Origin of the sequence: Streptomyces phaeolivaceus (assembly GCF_009184865.1) — a bacterium.
GTDB lineage: Bacteria > Actinomycetota > Actinomycetes > Streptomycetales > Streptomycetaceae > Streptomyces > Streptomyces phaeolivaceus.
Map to the genome: position 1 here is coordinate 7,190,967 of NZ_CP045096.1, position 14,109 is coordinate 7,205,075.

At 71.4% G+C, this 14,109-nt stretch carries 15 protein-coding genes; 7 read left to right on the forward strand and 8 right to left on the reverse strand.

Features of this window, described 5'->3' with window-relative positions; translation table 11 throughout:
- Positions 1-35 precede the first annotated feature (35 nt).
- Positions 36-1,631 (forward strand): Na+/H+ antiporter, encoded by a 1,596-nt coding sequence (locus F9278_RS33340; RefSeq protein WP_152171616.1) that lies wholly within the window; start codon positions 36-38, stop codon positions 1,629-1,631.
- Here the strand turns inward: F9278_RS33340 and F9278_RS33345 are convergent.
- Positions 1,628-2,572 (reverse strand): 1-aminocyclopropane-1-carboxylate deaminase/D-cysteine desulfhydrase, encoded by a 945-nt coding sequence (locus tag F9278_RS33345; RefSeq protein ID WP_152171617.1) that lies wholly within the window; start codon positions 2,570-2,572, stop codon positions 1,628-1,630. The two genes, F9278_RS33340 and F9278_RS33345, sit on opposite strands and share 4 nt — an antisense overlap.
- A 54-nt stretch (positions 2,573-2,626) precedes the next feature.
- On the reverse strand, positions 2,627-3,217 hold the full coding sequence (locus F9278_RS33350; protein WP_193241746.1) for an N-acetylmuramoyl-L-alanine amidase: 591 nt from the start codon (positions 3,215-3,217) through the stop codon (positions 2,627-2,629).
- A 314-nt stretch (positions 3,218-3,531) separates the two neighbouring features.
- On the opposite strand from F9278_RS33350, the gene F9278_RS33355 reads away from it, so the two are divergent.
- Complete coding sequence (locus F9278_RS33355) at positions 3,532-4,938, forward strand: family 2B encapsulin nanocompartment shell protein (protein ID WP_152171618.1); 1,407 nt, start codon at positions 3,532-3,534, stop codon at positions 4,936-4,938.
- Positions 4,939-5,061: 123 nt separating this feature from the next.
- Positions 5,062-6,279 carry a family 2 encapsulin nanocompartment cargo protein polyprenyl transferase gene (locus tag F9278_RS33360; protein WP_450372851.1) on the forward strand — a complete coding sequence of 406 codons (1,218 nt, stop codon included), beginning with the start codon at positions 5,062-5,064 and terminating at the stop codon, positions 6,277-6,279.
- A gap of 169 nt (positions 6,280-6,448) precedes the next feature.
- Here F9278_RS33360 and F9278_RS33365 read toward each other — a convergent pair whose 3' ends face one another.
- Positions 6,449-7,039 (reverse strand): TetR/AcrR family transcriptional regulator, encoded by a 591-nt coding sequence (locus F9278_RS33365; protein ID WP_152171620.1) that lies wholly within the window; start codon positions 7,037-7,039, stop codon positions 6,449-6,451.
- A 154-nt stretch (positions 7,040-7,193) separates the two neighbouring features.
- Between F9278_RS33365 and F9278_RS33370 the strand changes: the two genes are divergently transcribed.
- From F9278_RS33370 to F9278_RS33385, 4 genes are all read left to right on the forward strand, one after another.
- A complete protein-coding gene (locus F9278_RS33370; protein ID WP_152171621.1) occupies positions 7,194-7,778 on the forward strand; it encodes a dihydrofolate reductase family protein in 585 nt (194 codons plus the stop codon).
- 53 nt (positions 7,779-7,831) lie between these two features.
- Complete coding sequence (locus F9278_RS48515; RefSeq protein WP_193242119.1) at positions 7,832-8,224, forward strand: hypothetical protein; 393 nt, start codon at positions 7,832-7,834, stop codon at positions 8,222-8,224.
- Between the two features lie 203 nt (positions 8,225-8,427).
- Entirely contained in the window at positions 8,428-8,841 is a 414-nt protein-coding gene (locus F9278_RS33380; protein ID WP_152171622.1) for a YciI family protein, read from the forward strand.
- Between the two features lie 28 nt (positions 8,842-8,869).
- Positions 8,870-10,147 carry an RNA polymerase sigma factor gene (locus F9278_RS33385; RefSeq protein WP_152171623.1) on the forward strand — a complete coding sequence of 426 codons (1,278 nt, stop codon included), beginning with the start codon at positions 8,870-8,872 and terminating at the stop codon, positions 10,145-10,147.
- A 97-nt stretch (positions 10,148-10,244) separates the two neighbouring features.
- Here the strand turns inward: F9278_RS33385 and F9278_RS33390 are convergent, their stop codons facing one another.
- The 5 genes from F9278_RS33390 to F9278_RS33410 form a co-directional block, all read right to left on the reverse strand.
- Positions 10,245-11,060, reverse strand: a complete 816-nt coding sequence (locus F9278_RS33390) for a VOC family protein (RefSeq protein ID WP_404818964.1) — start codon at positions 11,058-11,060, stop codon at positions 10,245-10,247.
- A 137-nt stretch (positions 11,061-11,197) separates the two neighbouring features.
- A complete protein-coding gene (locus F9278_RS33395; protein ID WP_152171624.1) occupies positions 11,198-11,662 on the reverse strand; it encodes a VOC family protein in 465 nt (154 codons plus the stop codon).
- Positions 11,663-11,671: 9 nt separating this feature from the next.
- Positions 11,672-12,118: a helix-turn-helix transcriptional regulator gene (locus tag F9278_RS33400; protein ID WP_152171625.1), complete on the reverse strand. Its 447-nt coding sequence runs from the start codon at positions 12,116-12,118 to the stop codon at positions 11,672-11,674.
- A 59-nt stretch (positions 12,119-12,177) separates the two neighbouring features.
- Entirely contained in the window at positions 12,178-13,059 is an 882-nt protein-coding gene (locus F9278_RS33405; RefSeq protein WP_152171626.1) for a carbohydrate ABC transporter permease, read from the reverse strand.
- A 4-nt stretch (positions 13,060-13,063) separates the two neighbouring features.
- Complete coding sequence (locus F9278_RS33410; RefSeq protein WP_152171627.1) at positions 13,064-14,050, reverse strand: carbohydrate ABC transporter permease; 987 nt, start codon at positions 14,048-14,050, stop codon at positions 13,064-13,066.
- Between the last annotated feature and the right edge of the window lie 59 nt (positions 14,051-14,109).

Sequence of the window (14,109 nt, forward strand, 5' to 3'; positions counted from 1 at the left end):
CGGAACCTCGCGCGGAAACGAAGGCGGCGGAAGCGATGCACTTTTTGCCCTTGCTGTTGCTGGTCGCCGGGAGCGCGACGGTCGCCGGGGCCGCCCGGCGTACGCCGGTGCCCGCCCCGCTGCTGCTGGTCGCGGTGGGGCTCGTCGTGTCCTATCTGCCCGGAGTGCCGCACTACGAGCTGGACCCCGAGATCGTCCTGCCGCTGATCCTGCCCCCGCTGCTGTACACGGCCGCCAGCGACAGCTCCTACCTCGATCTGCGGGCCCAACTGCGGCCCGTGGCGCTGCTGTCGGTCGGCTATGTGCTGTTCGCGACCCTGGTGGTCGGCTGGGCCGCCTATCTGATCGTGCCGGGGCTGTCGCTGACCGCCGCGCTGGTGCTGGGCGCGGTGGTGGCGCCGCCGGACGCGGTCGCGGCCACCGCGGTCGCCCGGCGGGTGGGGCTGCCGTCGCGGATCACCACGATCCTCCAGGGCGAGTCCCTGGTGAACGACGCGACCGCGATCACCGCCTACCGGGTGGCCCTCGCGGCCACCGTCGGCGAGGGCGCCAGCTGGACCGGCGGGATCGTCGAGTTCCTGGTGGCGGCGGTCGGCGGTGTCGTGGTGGGTCTGCTGCTGATGGTGCCGATCCACTGGCTGCGCACGCATCTGAAGGAGGCGCTGCTCCAGAACACCCTCTCCCTGCTGATCCCGTTCGTCGCCTACGGGCTCGCCGAGTGGGTGCACGCCTCCGGGGTGCTCGCCGTGGTCGTCGTCGGCCTGTATCTCGGCTACCGCAACTGGCAGGTCGACTTCGCCACCCGGCTCCAGGAGGAGGCCGTCTGGAAGATGGTCGCCTTCCTGCTGGAGTCGGCCGTCTTCGCCCTCATCGGCCTCCAGCTCCCGGTCGTCCTCGAAGGCCTGGACGAGTACGAGGGGGCCAGCGCCACCTGGTACGCCGTGGCCGTCTTCCTCGTGGTGGTCGCGACCCGGTTCGTGTGGGTGTATCCGGCGACCTTCCTGCCCCGGATCCTGTCGCGGCGCATCAGGGAACGGGAGGACAACCCCACCTGGAAGGGGCCCTTCGTCATCTCCTGGGCCGGGATGCGGGGTGTCGTCTCGCTGGCCATCGCCTTCTCGATCCCGCTCACGGTGCACGGCGGGGACGACTTCCCCGGGCGGAACCTGATCCTCTTCCTGACCTTCACCACGGTCATCGGGACCCTGGTCATCCAGGGGCTGACCCTGCCGCCGCTGATCCGGGTCCTGAAGCTGCCGGGCCGCGACCAGCAGGCCGAGACCCTCGCCGAGGCCAACGCCCAGGCCCAGGCGTCCCGGGCCGCCGAGGCCCGCCTCGACGAACTGCTCGCCGACGAGCGCAACGAGCTGCCGCCGCCGCTCCAGGACCGCCTCCGCGCGGTCCTGGAGCGGCGCCGCAACGCCGTCTGGGAGCGGCTCGGCGCGATCAACCCGGTGACCGGGGAGAGCGTCGACGACACCTACAGCCGGCTCTCCCGGGAGATGATCGGCGCCGAACGCGCGGTCTTCGTGAGGCTGCGGGACGGCCGGTACATCGACGACGAGATGCTGCGCACGCTGTTGCGGCGGCTGGACCTGGAGGAGGCGGCGGTCTACCGGGAGGCGTCCTAGGACGCGTGGTCCGCTTCCGCGAAGGGGCTTCCGGTGATCACCGCGGCGACCGTCGTCCCGCGCGCGAAGGCGCCCTCCGCCGCCAGGGCGACAAGTCCGTAGAGCAACTTGGCGACATAGAGACGCTCCACGGGCAGCGAGTGACGAATCTCGAAGTCGTCCGCGAAGGCGTCCAGTTCGGGGCCGGTGCGCGCGTAGCCGCCGAAGTGGAAGCGGTCGTCGAGACTCCAGTCGCCGCGCGGGCCGCCGTACGCCCGGTCCTGGAGCCGTCGTATCTCCTCTTCGAGGAAGCCCCCCTTGAGAACCGGAATCCCGAGGGCGCGCTGTTCGGGGGCCAGGCCGGCGGTCAGACCGGCGGTCAGACCGGCGAGGGTGCCGCCGGTGCCGCAGGCGACGGCCACGACATCGGCACGGCCGCGCAGTTCCGCGCCCAGCTCCTGACAGCCGCGCACGGCGAGGGCGTTGCTGCCGCCCTCGGGGACGACGTAGGCGTCCCCGGCGTCGGCGGCGCGGAGGATCGCCGCCAGCGTGGCCGGGTCGGATTTGTGGCGATACGTCGATCTGTCGACGAAGTGCAGCCGCATGCCGTCCGCCGCACAGGAGGCCAGGGACGGGTTGAGGGGGCGGTCGGCCAGTTCCTGGCCGCGGACCACGCCGATGGTGGGCAGGTCCAGGAGACGGCCGGCGGCGGCGGTGGCGCGCAGATGGTTCGAGTAGGCGCCGCCGAAGGTGAGCAGCGGGCGTCCGTCCGCCGCGCGCAGATTCGGGGCCAGCTTGCGCCACTTGTTGCCGACGAGCCCCGGGTGGATCAGGTCGTCCCGCTTGAGGAGCAGCCGGACGCCGTGGCCGGCGAAGCGCTCGTCCACGACCTCCTGGAGCGGCGACGGCAGCCGGGGGCGCAGGGCGGCGAGGGGGTCGGGGGCGGAGGACGGGCCGGTCACATGCCCATTGTCGGACACATGACCGGCCGATGCCGGAACCGTGTGACCGGGCGCCTATTTCAGGCGGTCCCGCACGCGGTTTCTCATGGAGGACATGGTGAAGCCCCGGGGGTCGACCTTGCCCGGCTGCCATTCGAGGTGACCGACGACGGACCGCTGGTTCCAGCCGTGGTGACGGCAGACGGCCGCGGACACCCGCTCGATCGCGTCGAGCTGGGCCTCCGGCCAGGGGTCCTCGCCGTCGCCGAGGTTCTCGCACTCGAAGCCGTAGAAGTGGCGATTGCCGTCGGTGTTGGACTCGTTGTCCGGCGGGAGCGCCTTCTCGGCGATCACGGCCCGCAGTACGTCGTCGTCGCCGAGTCCGGCGTGGTTGGCGCGGCCGTAGCCGACCAGGTGGACCCGGCCGTCCTTGGTGATGACGCCGTGGCACAGCGGGCCGGGCAGGCCCGAGTACCCGTCCCGGCAGATGCGCACGGTGCGCTCGGCGCCGGAGGTGACGGTGTGGTGGATCATCACACCGTGCGCGGGCCCCCACGGGCCCACGTGGTTCCGGTTGTGATGCTCCCAGTCGCCGACCTCGACGACCCGGACGCCCTCGTTCTTGAGGACGGTGAGAAACCTGCCCGCGGACATGGGTGGGGCCATGGCCGACTCCTTCGTGCGTGCGACGGCCGCCGGTCGTGGCCGCCTCGTACGCAGGCTTGTACCCCTGACTCCCCACGGGAGCCAGCCGACGCTGGGCCGTACGGGTCGATCCGGTCAGATTCGGCGAGGGGCACAAGTGCGCGGTGGGGTACGGGGGGTGAGTACGCATGGTCGACAAAGTCCCCTGATATGCCCAGTCTTCTAAGATCCATTCCCGCTCTTTCGGGTAATAGCACCGGCACGCTCCGTGATGCGAGGCTGGTTCGCGAGATCGGTGACCGCGAGATCAGTGCACACCCGGAGGGGAAATCCGTATGTCGGTAGGCGAAGAGGTTCGCTCTCAGCAGGACAGGCCGCAGCAGAGTCTCGGCACGGCCGCTGCCCGGAACCTGGCCACCACCACGAAGTCCACGCCCCAGATGCAGGAGATCAGCTCGCGCTGGCTGCTGCGCACCCTGCCCTGGGTGAACGTCCAGGGTGGTACGTACCGGGTCAACAGGCGGCTCACCTACGCGGTCGGCGACGGCCGCGTCACCTTTGTGAAGACCGGCGACCGGGTCGCCGTCATCCCCGCGGAGCTGGGCGAACTGCCGGCCCTGCGGACCTACGAGGACATCGACGTCCTGGGCGAGCTGGCCCAGCGGTGCGAGCAGCGGGAGTTCGGGCCCGGGGACGTGCTGGCCGAATTCGGCAGCCGCGCGGAGGAGGTGTTCCTCCTCGCCCACGGCAAGGTCGAGAAGATGGGCACCGGGCCCTACGGCGACGACGCGGTCCTCGGTGTGCTGGCCGACGGGTCCTACTTCGGGGAGCAGGCACTCCTCGATGCCGAGGCGATCTGGGAGTACACGGCCCGCGCGGTCACCGCGTGCACGGTGCTCGTCCTGCCGCGCCGGGCCGTCGAGCAGCTCGCGGAGCGCGCCGAGACGCTGAGCGAGCACCTCCAGGAGCAGCGCGCGATCCCCTCGCAGCGCACCAACAAGTACGGCGAGAAGGAGATCGACCTCGCCGCCGGCCACAGCGGTGAGCCGGACATCCCGCACACCTTCGTCGACTACGAGGCCGCGCCCCGCGAGTACGAACTCAGCGTCGCCCAGACCGTCCTGCGCATCCACACGCGCGTGGCCGACCTCTACAACCAGCCGATGAACCAGACCGAGCAGCAGATCAGGCTCACGGTCGAGGCGTTGAAGGAGCGCCAGGAGCACGAGCTGATCAACAACCGGGAGTTCGGCCTCCTCCACAACTGCGAGTACGACCAGCGGCTCCAGCCGCACGACGGTGTGCCCGGCCCGGACGATCTGGACGAACTGCTCTCCCGCCGCCGGGGCACCAAGATGCTGCTCGCCCACCCGCGCGCGATCTCCGCGTTCGGCCGCGAGCTGAACAAGCGCGGACTGGTCCCGGAGACCATCGACATCGCGGGGAACCGCATCCCCACCTGGCGCGGTGTGCCCCTCTATCCCTGCAACAAGATCCCGGTGACCGAGGCCAGGACGACCTCGATCATCGCCCTGCGTACCGGCGAGGAGGACCAGGGTGTCATCGGGCTGCGGGCCGCGAGCATCCCGGACGAGATCGAGCCCAGCCTGTCCGTCCGCTTCATGGGCATCAACGAACAGGCGATCATCAAGTACCTCGTGACGGCCTACTACTCGGCCGCGGTCCTGGTCCCCGACGCGCTCGGCGTTCTGGAGAACGTCGAGATCGGCCGCTGGCGGTGACCTTGTCCGACGGCACGCCGTGCACCCGCCCCTCAGGGCGGGTGCACCCCGCGGGTACGCGCCCACCGGCAGCGGAACCGCCACCGTCCGCGGACTCTCCGAGGCGATCCCATGGGTGAGTTCATGACGGAGACGAGGCAGAAACCCGCCGGGGCCCCGGACGGATCAGGGACTTCGGACGCGGCAGGGACCCCGGATGCGGCGAGGGTCCCGGAACAGGCCGGGGAGCCGGTGGATCCGAACGGGGCCGGGGAGCCGGTGAGGCCTGCGGGTCCCGTCGGTGACCGGGGCGGGGTCGGGCCGGTGGGCGCGGCGAGCCCGTTCGACGGGCAGGAGGCCGCGGGAATCCTGGAGCGGGCCCGGGTCTCCGTCGATCCCGAACTGCGCCGGGCCGTCGAGTCGTTGCCCGGTTCGATGCGCCGGGTCGCGCGCTACCACTTCGGCTGGGAGGACGCGGACGGCACCCCCGCCGCGGGCAACGCGGGCAAGGCGATACGCCCGGCGCTGGTCCTGGCCGCCGTCGCCGCGCTCGGGGGCCGTGAGTCCGTCGCCGTACGGGCCGCCGCCGCGGTGGAACTGGTGCACAACTTCACGCTGCTGCACGACGACGTGATGGACCGGGACACCACCCGCAGACACCGGGCCACCGCGTGGACCGTGTTCGGTGTCCCCGGCGCGATCCTCGCCGGGGACGCGCTGCAGGCACTCGCGCAGCAACTGCTCGCCGAGGACCCGCATCCGGCGTCGGCCGCGGCCTCCGCACGGCTCGCGGCCTGTGTCGTCGAACTGTGCGAGGGGCAGCACACGGACACCGACATGGAGGGGCGCGGACCCGAGGAGGTCACCCTCGACGAGGTGCTCGCCATGGCCGAGGCGAAGACGGGCGCGCTGCTCGGCTGCGCCTGTGCGGTGGGGGCGTTGTACGCGGGCGCGGGTGCGGAGGACGTCGAGGCTCTGGACGCGTTCGGGCGGGAGGCCGGGCTCGCGTTCCAGCTCATCGACGACGTGATCGGCATCTGGGGCGACCCGAGCCGGACCGGCAAGCCGGCCGGGGCCGATCTCATGGTCCGCAAGAAGTCCCTCCCGGTGGTCGCCGCGCTGGCCTCCGGCACCCCGGAGGCGGCGGAACTGGCCCAGTTGTACGGACTGCCGTACGAGGAGGGGGACCTGGAGCGTACGGCACTGGTGGTGGAGCGGGCCGGCGGTCGTGACTGGGCCCAGGTCCAGGCGGCCGACCACATGGCGCGGGCCATGCACGAGCTGTCGCGTGCCGTTCCGGATCCGGAGTCGGCCGGTGGGCTGCTCGCGCTGGCCGAGTTCGTGACGCGGCGCAGCAGTTGAGGCTGCCTGGGTGGGCGAAGTGGGGCCGAGCGCCGGTTGATGCTCCGGAGGCAGTGGTGCCGTGTCGACCTGACCCGGCGCGGTGTCGGTGCCTTCGGGTGGTCGGTGGGTCCCGCACATCCCCACGGTGTGCGGGGCCCGCCGGGTTGTGGGGTCCGAGCGGCTGACGTCATTGCTCGGGGACGGTCGTCTCCACCACGCGTTCCATCAGGCCCTCGGGGGCCGTGACGCCGGGGAGGGCGTCCGCCAGGACGTTCGGCAGGGTGAGGTGTTCCAGGAGGAGGCCCTGCATGGCCAGGTAGAGGACCATGACCGTCTCGTCGCCGCCGGGGAGGCCCGCCTCGCGGTGGAAGCGCATCCCGAACTCCAGTTCCCCGCGCACCGACTCGCTGTACGAGGCGTGCAGGGCCGGGCGGCGGGTGGCTTCGAGACGTAGTTCGAGGTGGGCGAGATAGCCGGTGCGGTCGCCGGTGACCCGGGTCAGCAGGTCGCGCATGAGGGCCATGACCAGCGTCCGATCCTTCGGAGAGGCGAGCAGGTTCTCGACCACGGCCGGATCGGGGGCCAGACGTTCCTTCAGCCGGGCGTCGATCTGGTGGAGCAGGGCGTCACGGTCGGCGAAGTAGTTCGACGCGGTCCCCACCGGCACCCCGGCCTCGGCGTCCACCGCCCGGAACGTCAGCCCGCGCGCTCCCTCCCGCGCCAGCACCTCCACCGCCGCGTCCAGCAGAGCGCCCCTGCGCTCCGGGTTCCTGACCATCCGCGCTCCTCGATCCTCGGCCACCGGGGTCGCCGCTTCGCTGATTCCCTTGCAACCACTACATCTGAAGTACTATAACTGACGTGGTTAGGTGAGGGGCGCGGAACACGGATGCCGCTCATCCGTCGTACCCGGACGAGGAGAAGAGACCGGTTTGCGCAAGCTCACATACGTCATCGCCTGCTCCATCGACGGCTTCATCGGGGACCCGGACGGCGACGCGTCGTACATGTACCCCTACGTGGTGGGTGACTTCGCCGAGTACCTCAAGTCGGAGCACCCGGACATCAACCCCAGCCATGTCCGTCGCCTCATCGGCACGGACGGGCTGCCGAACAAGGAGTTCGACACGATCGTCCAGGGCCGCGCCAGCTACGACGTGGCCCTGAAGGAGGGCATCACCAGCCCGTTCTCCCATCTGCGCGAGTACGTCGCCTCGCGCACGCTGAAGGAGTCGCCCGACCCGAACGTCGAGATCGTCTCGGAGGACCTGGTCGGCCGGGTCCGCGCGCTCAAGGCGGAGGACGGCGGACTCGGCATCTACCTCTGCGGTGGCTCCGCCGTCGCGGGCGCGCTGATCGACGAGATCGACGAGATCGTCATCAAGACGTACCCGGTCGTACAGGGCTCCGGCATGCCCATGTTCGGCTCCGGCTTCGCCGTCTCCGAGTTCACGCTCGACGAGGTGCGGAGCTTCGACAACGGGGTGGTGGTGCGGACGTACAGCAGGAAGCGCTGATTGTCGGTGTACGGCGGGGAGCGTCCCGGCCCCGGCGGTCATACCCTGAGGACATGGGCATCGACGAGCAAGTCTGCCCGGTCTGCGGACAGCCTGTGGCCACGGTCGTACGGCGGCACAAGACGCTGGGCACGTGGGTACCCGTATGGAGTCCGGGCCCGTGCAGGAACCATGAGTGCGCGGCGTATGTCGACCCGGCCGTCGAGGCCGAGGAGGCCGCCGCGGAGAAGCCCCGGGCGGTGGCCCGGCGCACACACGGCACCCACCACACGCACGGCGGGCATGACGTGCCGGTGGCGAAGGCCGACACACAGGTCGCCGAGGTGACGGCCGAGACGGCAGCGACAGCAGAGGCGTCCGGGGCGGCGGGAACGGTGAAGCCGGGGGAGACGGCTGGGGCGAGGGGTGAGGAGCGACGGGTGGAGCGGCCCGGGGCCTCCGCCTGAGCCGTGGGTCCGTCCGGTCCGGAGAGGGCTCGGAGAGAACCTGGACAGAACCGAGAACCCGGACAGAACCCGGACAGAACCCGGAGAACACTCGGGGAAATCGCCGCGCGGGTGTGTCGAGAAGCGCGGGGCGGCTCCGACGTCTCCTGTGAGAGCCGCCCGGCGCGGGTGGTTCGAACCGAGGAAGACGAAGGAGCGGACTCATGAAGTACCTGGTGATGGTCCTGGGCACGCAGGCGGACTACGAGGGCATGCGCGGCGAGGCCTCCGAGCACTCCCCGGCCTGGACGCCGGAGCAGTTGCAGGCCATGTACGCCTACATGGGCGCGATCAACGACGACCTCGCGGAGACCGGCGAGATGATCGACGGGCAGGGGCTGGCCGAGCCGGCCCGGACCCGGTTCGTCACGGCCGACACCGACGGCAAGCCGGTGATCACGGACGGACCGTACCCGGAGACCAAGGAGCTGCTGGCCGGCTACTGGCTCCTGGACTGCGCGAGCCTGGACCGGGTCACGGAGATCGCGGCCCGAGTCGCCCAGTGCCCCGGCCCCGAGGGGCTCAAGGAGTACCCGGTGGTCATCCGGCCGGTGCTGGACGGTGCGGCGGACATCTGAGCGGGGACCGAGAGGTTCGGTAGGTCGGATGAACGAGGTCGAGGGCCTGTCGCGCCGGTGCGCGCCGCAGGTCCTCGGCGCGCTGGTGCGGCGGTACGGGCACTTCTACGCCGCCGAGGACGCCGTGCAGGAGGCGCTGCTCGCGGCGGCCGGGCAGTGGCCGGCGACCGGGGTGCCGGACAATCCGCGCGGGTGGCTGGTCAAGGTGGCCTCGCGGCGGCTGACGGACGCGTTGCGCAGTGAGCGGGCGCGGCGGCTGCGGGAGGAGCGGGCGGTCGCGCTGACACCGCGCGACGCGTTCGTGGCGCCGGAGGCGGGGGCGGACCGGGCACCGAACGAGGACGACACCCTGAGCCTGCTCTTCCTGTGCTGCCACCCCGAACTGTCGGTGCCCGCGCAGATCGCGCTGACGCTGCGGGCGGTCGGCGGGCTGACCACGGCCGAGATCGCGCGGGCGTGTCTCGTGCCGGAGCCGACGATGGCCCAGCGGATCAGTCGGGCCAAGGGGAAGGTGCGGGGGGTGCGGTTCGGGCGGCCCGACAACTGGGAGGAGCGCCTGCCCGCCGTGCTGCAGGTCCTCTACCTCGTGTTCAACGAGGGATACACGGCCACGTCGGGCCCACGTCTGCGGCGGGCGGATCTGGCGGTCGAGGCGATCCGGTTGACGCGGACGGTGCGCCGGCTGCTGCCCGGAGACCGTGAGGTGGCCGGTCTGCTGGCGCTGATGCTCCTCACCGACGCGCGGCGGGCCGCTCGCACGGACGCGCGGGGTGAGCTGGTGCCGCTCGACGAACAGGACCGGGGTCTGTGGGACAAGGCGGCCGTCGAGGAGGGCATCGCCCTGGTGACCTGGGCTTTGGCGGGATCGGGATCGGGATCGGGGGAGGGAGCGGCGAGGGGGAGCGCGGGGCCGTATCAGGTGCGGGCGGCGATCGCCGCGGTGCATGACGAGGCGGACTCCTGCGAGGCCACGGACTGGCGGGAGATTCTCGGGCTGTACGACGTGCTCGTGAAGCTGGTTCCCGGGCCGGTCGAGCGGCTCAGCCGTGTGGTCGCGCTGGCCATGGTCCGGGGGCCGCGGGCCGGGCTCGCCGAGCTGGAGGCACTGGGGGAGGACACGGCCGCGATCGGGCATCGGGTGGAGGCGGTGCGGGCGCATCTGCTGGAGCGGGCGGGGGAGGTCGCGGCGGCGCGGGCCGCGTACGGGTCGGCCGCGCGGCGGACGCTGAGCCTGCCGGAGCAGAGATATCTGCTGGCGCGGGCGGCCCGGTTGACGGGAGAGGGAGACGGAGAGGGCCGGGAGTAGGGGAGGGCCAGGCGTAGGGGAGGCAGGGCCGGCTTGTTTGCCCGCGTCCCCGTGCCCGTCCCCCGTCCTGTGTCCCCCGTCCGCGTCCCCGCCGACGTCACCCCGCCGTGGGCGGCAGTCCGCCCGTCTCCGGGGATCTGGCCGTCAGGCAGTACGTGCCGCCCGCCGGGTCCCGCATCACCGTCCAGTACGGGTGACGGGCCAGGACGGTGGCGCCGAGGGATTCGTGGTGGACGCGGGTGGTGTCGATGTCGGCGCAGGCGAGGTCGAGGTGGGCGGAGGCGGGGCGGGGAGCGTCGAGGCGTTGGAGGAGGATACGCACGGGGAGGCCGGCCGGTGGGCGCAGGACATGGAACTCCGGGCGCGAACCCGGGTACGAGTCCCAGCCCGACAGGGCCGCCCAGAACGCGACCTCGCCCTCGAAATCGGCCGGAGCGACATCCAGGCACACCTGGTCCAGGCGGCTGCCGTCGACCACCGGCGGGCGTACGGACTCCCCGTGCCAGGGCACCACGCAGAACAGCTGCCCGGCGGGTGAGCGCAGCACCGCCCAGCCGTCGTCCGGGGCGACGACCTCGGCGCCGAGCCGGACCGCCCGGTCGACGAGCGCGGGGACGTCCTCGGCGGCCAGGTCCGGATGAGCGCCGCCGGCACCGGCCTCGACCCCCTGCGCCTTGACACACGCGTCGCCGGTCTCGGGCAGCAGGGTCACGAACTCGGCCCGGTCGCCGCGCGGTTCGGACAGCTTCGTCGCCGTGACCGCCGTCCAGAAGGCACCCGCCCGCTCGAACCCGGCCAGCGGTCGGTCGACGAAGGCATACGTCCACCGGATCCCTCCGCCCGGCCCGCCCGGCCCGCCCGGCCCGCTCTGCCCCGCGTCCTCGCTGCCGCCGTTCCCGCCCACTCCACCCACAGCGCCGCTCCCTCTCGTACGTTCGTCCGCCCCCCATCGTGGGACGACTCGTACGGTCTCCCGCCATCGCGCTCCACGCAACGAGTTTCCGCCGGCGGCACACCGGCACCCGTGGGGCGTCCCCCGGCCCGTGTCCCCTACGCCCGGCGCTGCATGAAGCGCAGCATGTTGCCCGCCGGGTCGCGGAAGGCGCAGTCGCGGACGCCGTACGGCTGGTCCATGGGCTCCTGGAGGACATCGGCGCCGGCGGCCTCGACGCGGGCGTAGAGGGCGTCGCAGTCGGTGGTGGTGAAGTTGACCCCGCGCAGGACGCCCTTGGCGAGGAGCGTGGCGATGGTCTCGCGGTCGGCGGCGGAGATGTCGGGGTCGGCGGCCGGGGGTTCCAGGACGATCTCCACGTCCGGTTGCAGCGGGGACCCCACGGTGACCCAGCGCATGCCCTCGAAGCCCACGTCACCGCGGACCTCCATGCCCAGTACGTCGCGGTAGAAGGCGAGTGCCTTGTCGTGGTCGTCCACGGCGAGAAAGCACTGGGCGAGCTTCACATCCGGTGCCGCGAGTCTGTTCGAAGAATCTGTCGTGTTCGGATCGTTCTTAGCCATGCCCTCACGCTAGGACGCCTCACTCGGTTCCGCAGGGCGCTCGTCCGGTTCCGTTGTGCGTATGCGATGCCGGGTCGGGCGGGTCAGGCGCCTCGCCACGCAGGCGGGGATCGCCGCGCTCTCCTCGTGCGAGCGTGCCCGGTACGCGCTCGGCGTCTCGCCGACCAGCTCCGTGAAGCGGGAGCTGAAGGAGCCCAGTGACGTACACCCCACCGCCATGCACACCTCGGTCACCGTCAGGTCGCCCCGGCGCAGCAGCGCCTTGGCGCGCTCTGTCCGCCGGGTCATGAGATAGCCGTACGGGGTCTCGCCGAAGGCCGCGCGGAAGCTGCGCTGGAAGTGTCCGGGGGACATCAGCGCGGTGCGGGCGAGGGCGGTCACGTCCAGCGGCTCGGCGTACTCGCGGTCCATGCGGTCGCGTGCCCGCCGCAGCCGCACCAGATCGTCCCGGTTCATGCCCCCAGCATCGCACCGACCACTGACAACGGACCCCGAGGAGACCGGCGGCCGGCCGGTCACCCCTTCACCGCCGAGCCGGCCACCCCCTGCACGAACCACCGCTGGAAGAAGGCGAAGACGATCAGGACCGGGAGGACCAGGAGGACACCGAAGGCGAGGATCTGGCCCCAGTCCGGCGGCTGCTGGCCCTGGAAGACGCTCATCTCCAGCGGCAGCGGACGTACCGACGGGTCGGAGACCATCAGCACCGGCCACAGGAACGAACCCCACTGCGTGAGGAAGGTCAGGATCGCGACCGACGCGAACGCCGGCTTCGACATCGGGACGATGATCGCGAAGAAGGTGCGCCAGGGACCCGCGCCGTCCAGCCGGGCCGCCTCCTCGATGCTCGGCGGGATCGAGCGGAAGAACGTGTGGAACTGGTAGACCGAGAACGCGTTGGCGACGAAGGGGAGCGCCTGGATGAAGAGCGTGTTCCGCTGGTCGTTGAACATGTAGAACAGCGGCACGGCCACCGACTCGAACGGGACCAGCATCAGCAGCAGGACCAGGGTGAACACGGCTTCCCGTCCACGCCACTTCAGCCGCGACAGCCCGTACGCCGCCATCGAGTTGACGAACAGGCCCCCGGTCACGACCACGAACGCCAGCAGCAGCGAGACGCCCATGAACTGCCAGAAGTAGCCCGTGCTGTCGGAGTTGAGGCTGTCCAGGACGGCGGCGTAGTTGTCGAAGGACAGATGGGTGGGGAGGAAACCGGACAGCCCGTTCAGGACCTCGTCGGACGGCTTGAGGCTGCCGAGGAGGAGGTAGAGGACGGGCAGCGTGAAGACGAACGCCAGGACGGAGAGGACGGCGTAGTCCAGGAAGCGGCGCAGCGGTGCGCGGGTCGGACGGCGCAGTGGTGCGCCGGTCGGACCGCTCGTGAGCGTGCTCATGTGCTCAGTCCTCGTTGTCGGGCCGGACGACGCGGCGCTGGATCAGGGTCAGGACGACGACGATCAGGAAGAAGACGACGGTGATCGCGGACGCCTGGCCGATGTTGTTCTGGTCGAAGGCGGTGGTGACGGCCTGGTACATCACCGTGCGCGCGGCGTCCTCGTCGAGCCCGCCGCCCTTCACCAGCACGTACACCTGGTCGAACACCCGGAACGACAGCACCGATGTCAGCAGCGCGACGAAGACGAGGGTGCCCCGGATGCCGGGCAGCGTGACGTGCCGGAACTGCTGCCATCGCGAGGCCCGGTCCAGCTCGGCGGCCTCGTACAGCTCGCCCGGTATCTGCTGGAGCCCGGCGAGCAGGATGACCATCTGGAAGCCGACGCCCTGCCACACCGACAGCACGATGATCGACGCCATCGCCGTCAGCCCGTCGCCGAGCCAGTCGAAGGCGCCCCAGTTGCCGAGACTCACCGCGTCCAGCGCCGAGTTGAGCATGCCCTGGTCGCTGCGGGCGAGGATCAGCCGCCAGATCACGGCGACCAGCGCCATCGGGAAGACGACCGGCATGAAGAAGAGCGACCGGAAGAGGCCGATCGCCTTCAGCTTGCGGTTGAGCAGGATCGCCAGTCCGAGGGCGAGGCCCGTCTGGAGGGGGACGACGACCACGGCGAAGGTCAGGTTGTTGAGCAGCGCCCGCAGGAACGGGCCGGACAGATCGGGGTCGGTGAACAGCCGCCGGTACTGCTCGACACCGAAGAAGGTGGGCTCCAGCGGGGAGCCGAGGCGCACGTTGTGGAAGGAGAGCACCACGGCGTAGCAGAAGGGGATGCCGACGAAGGCGATGAGCCCGGCGACGGCGGGGGCGGACATCAGCAGTCCGTGCAGCCATTCACGGCTCCGGCGCGACGGCCTCGGGGCCGGTGCGCCGACGAGCGGGCCCTGCTGCCGGCCGGAGGCCGCCGCGGGCGCGGGTTCCACGGTTTTCACGGGAGGGTCCTCTTCCCGGCGGGGCGGGCGGCCACGCGACGCGCGCCCGCCCCGGCCGA

Coding starts and splice junctions, on each gene's coding strand:
- F9278_RS33340 (WP_152171616.1), top strand. CDS start 36: ATGCACTTTTTGCCCTTGCTGTTGCTGGTCGCCGGGAGCGCGACGGTC.
- F9278_RS33350 (WP_193241746.1), bottom strand. CDS start 3,217: ATGGCCCCACCCATGTCCGCGGGCAGGTTTCTCACCGTCCTCAAGAAC.
- F9278_RS33355 (WP_152171618.1), top strand. CDS start 3,532: ATGTCGGTAGGCGAAGAGGTTCGCTCTCAGCAGGACAGGCCGCAGCAG.
- F9278_RS33360 (WP_450372851.1), top strand. CDS start 5,062: ATGACGGAGACGAGGCAGAAACCCGCCGGGGCCCCGGACGGATCAGGG.
- F9278_RS33365 (WP_152171620.1), bottom strand. CDS start 7,039: ATGGTCAGGAACCCGGAGCGCAGGGGCGCTCTGCTGGACGCGGCGGTG.
- F9278_RS48515 (WP_193242119.1), top strand. CDS start 7,832: ATGGGCATCGACGAGCAAGTCTGCCCGGTCTGCGGACAGCCTGTGGCC.
- F9278_RS33380 (WP_152171622.1), top strand. CDS start 8,428: ATGAAGTACCTGGTGATGGTCCTGGGCACGCAGGCGGACTACGAGGGC.
- F9278_RS33385 (WP_152171623.1), top strand. CDS start 8,870: ATGAACGAGGTCGAGGGCCTGTCGCGCCGGTGCGCGCCGCAGGTCCTC.
- F9278_RS33395 (WP_152171624.1), bottom strand. CDS start 11,662: ATGGCTAAGAACGATCCGAACACGACAGATTCTTCGAACAGACTCGCG.
- F9278_RS33400 (WP_152171625.1), bottom strand. CDS start 12,118: ATGAACCGGGACGATCTGGTGCGGCTGCGGCGGGCACGCGACCGCATG.
- F9278_RS33405 (WP_152171626.1), bottom strand. CDS start 13,059: ATGAGCACGCTCACGAGCGGTCCGACCGGCGCACCACTGCGCCGTCCG.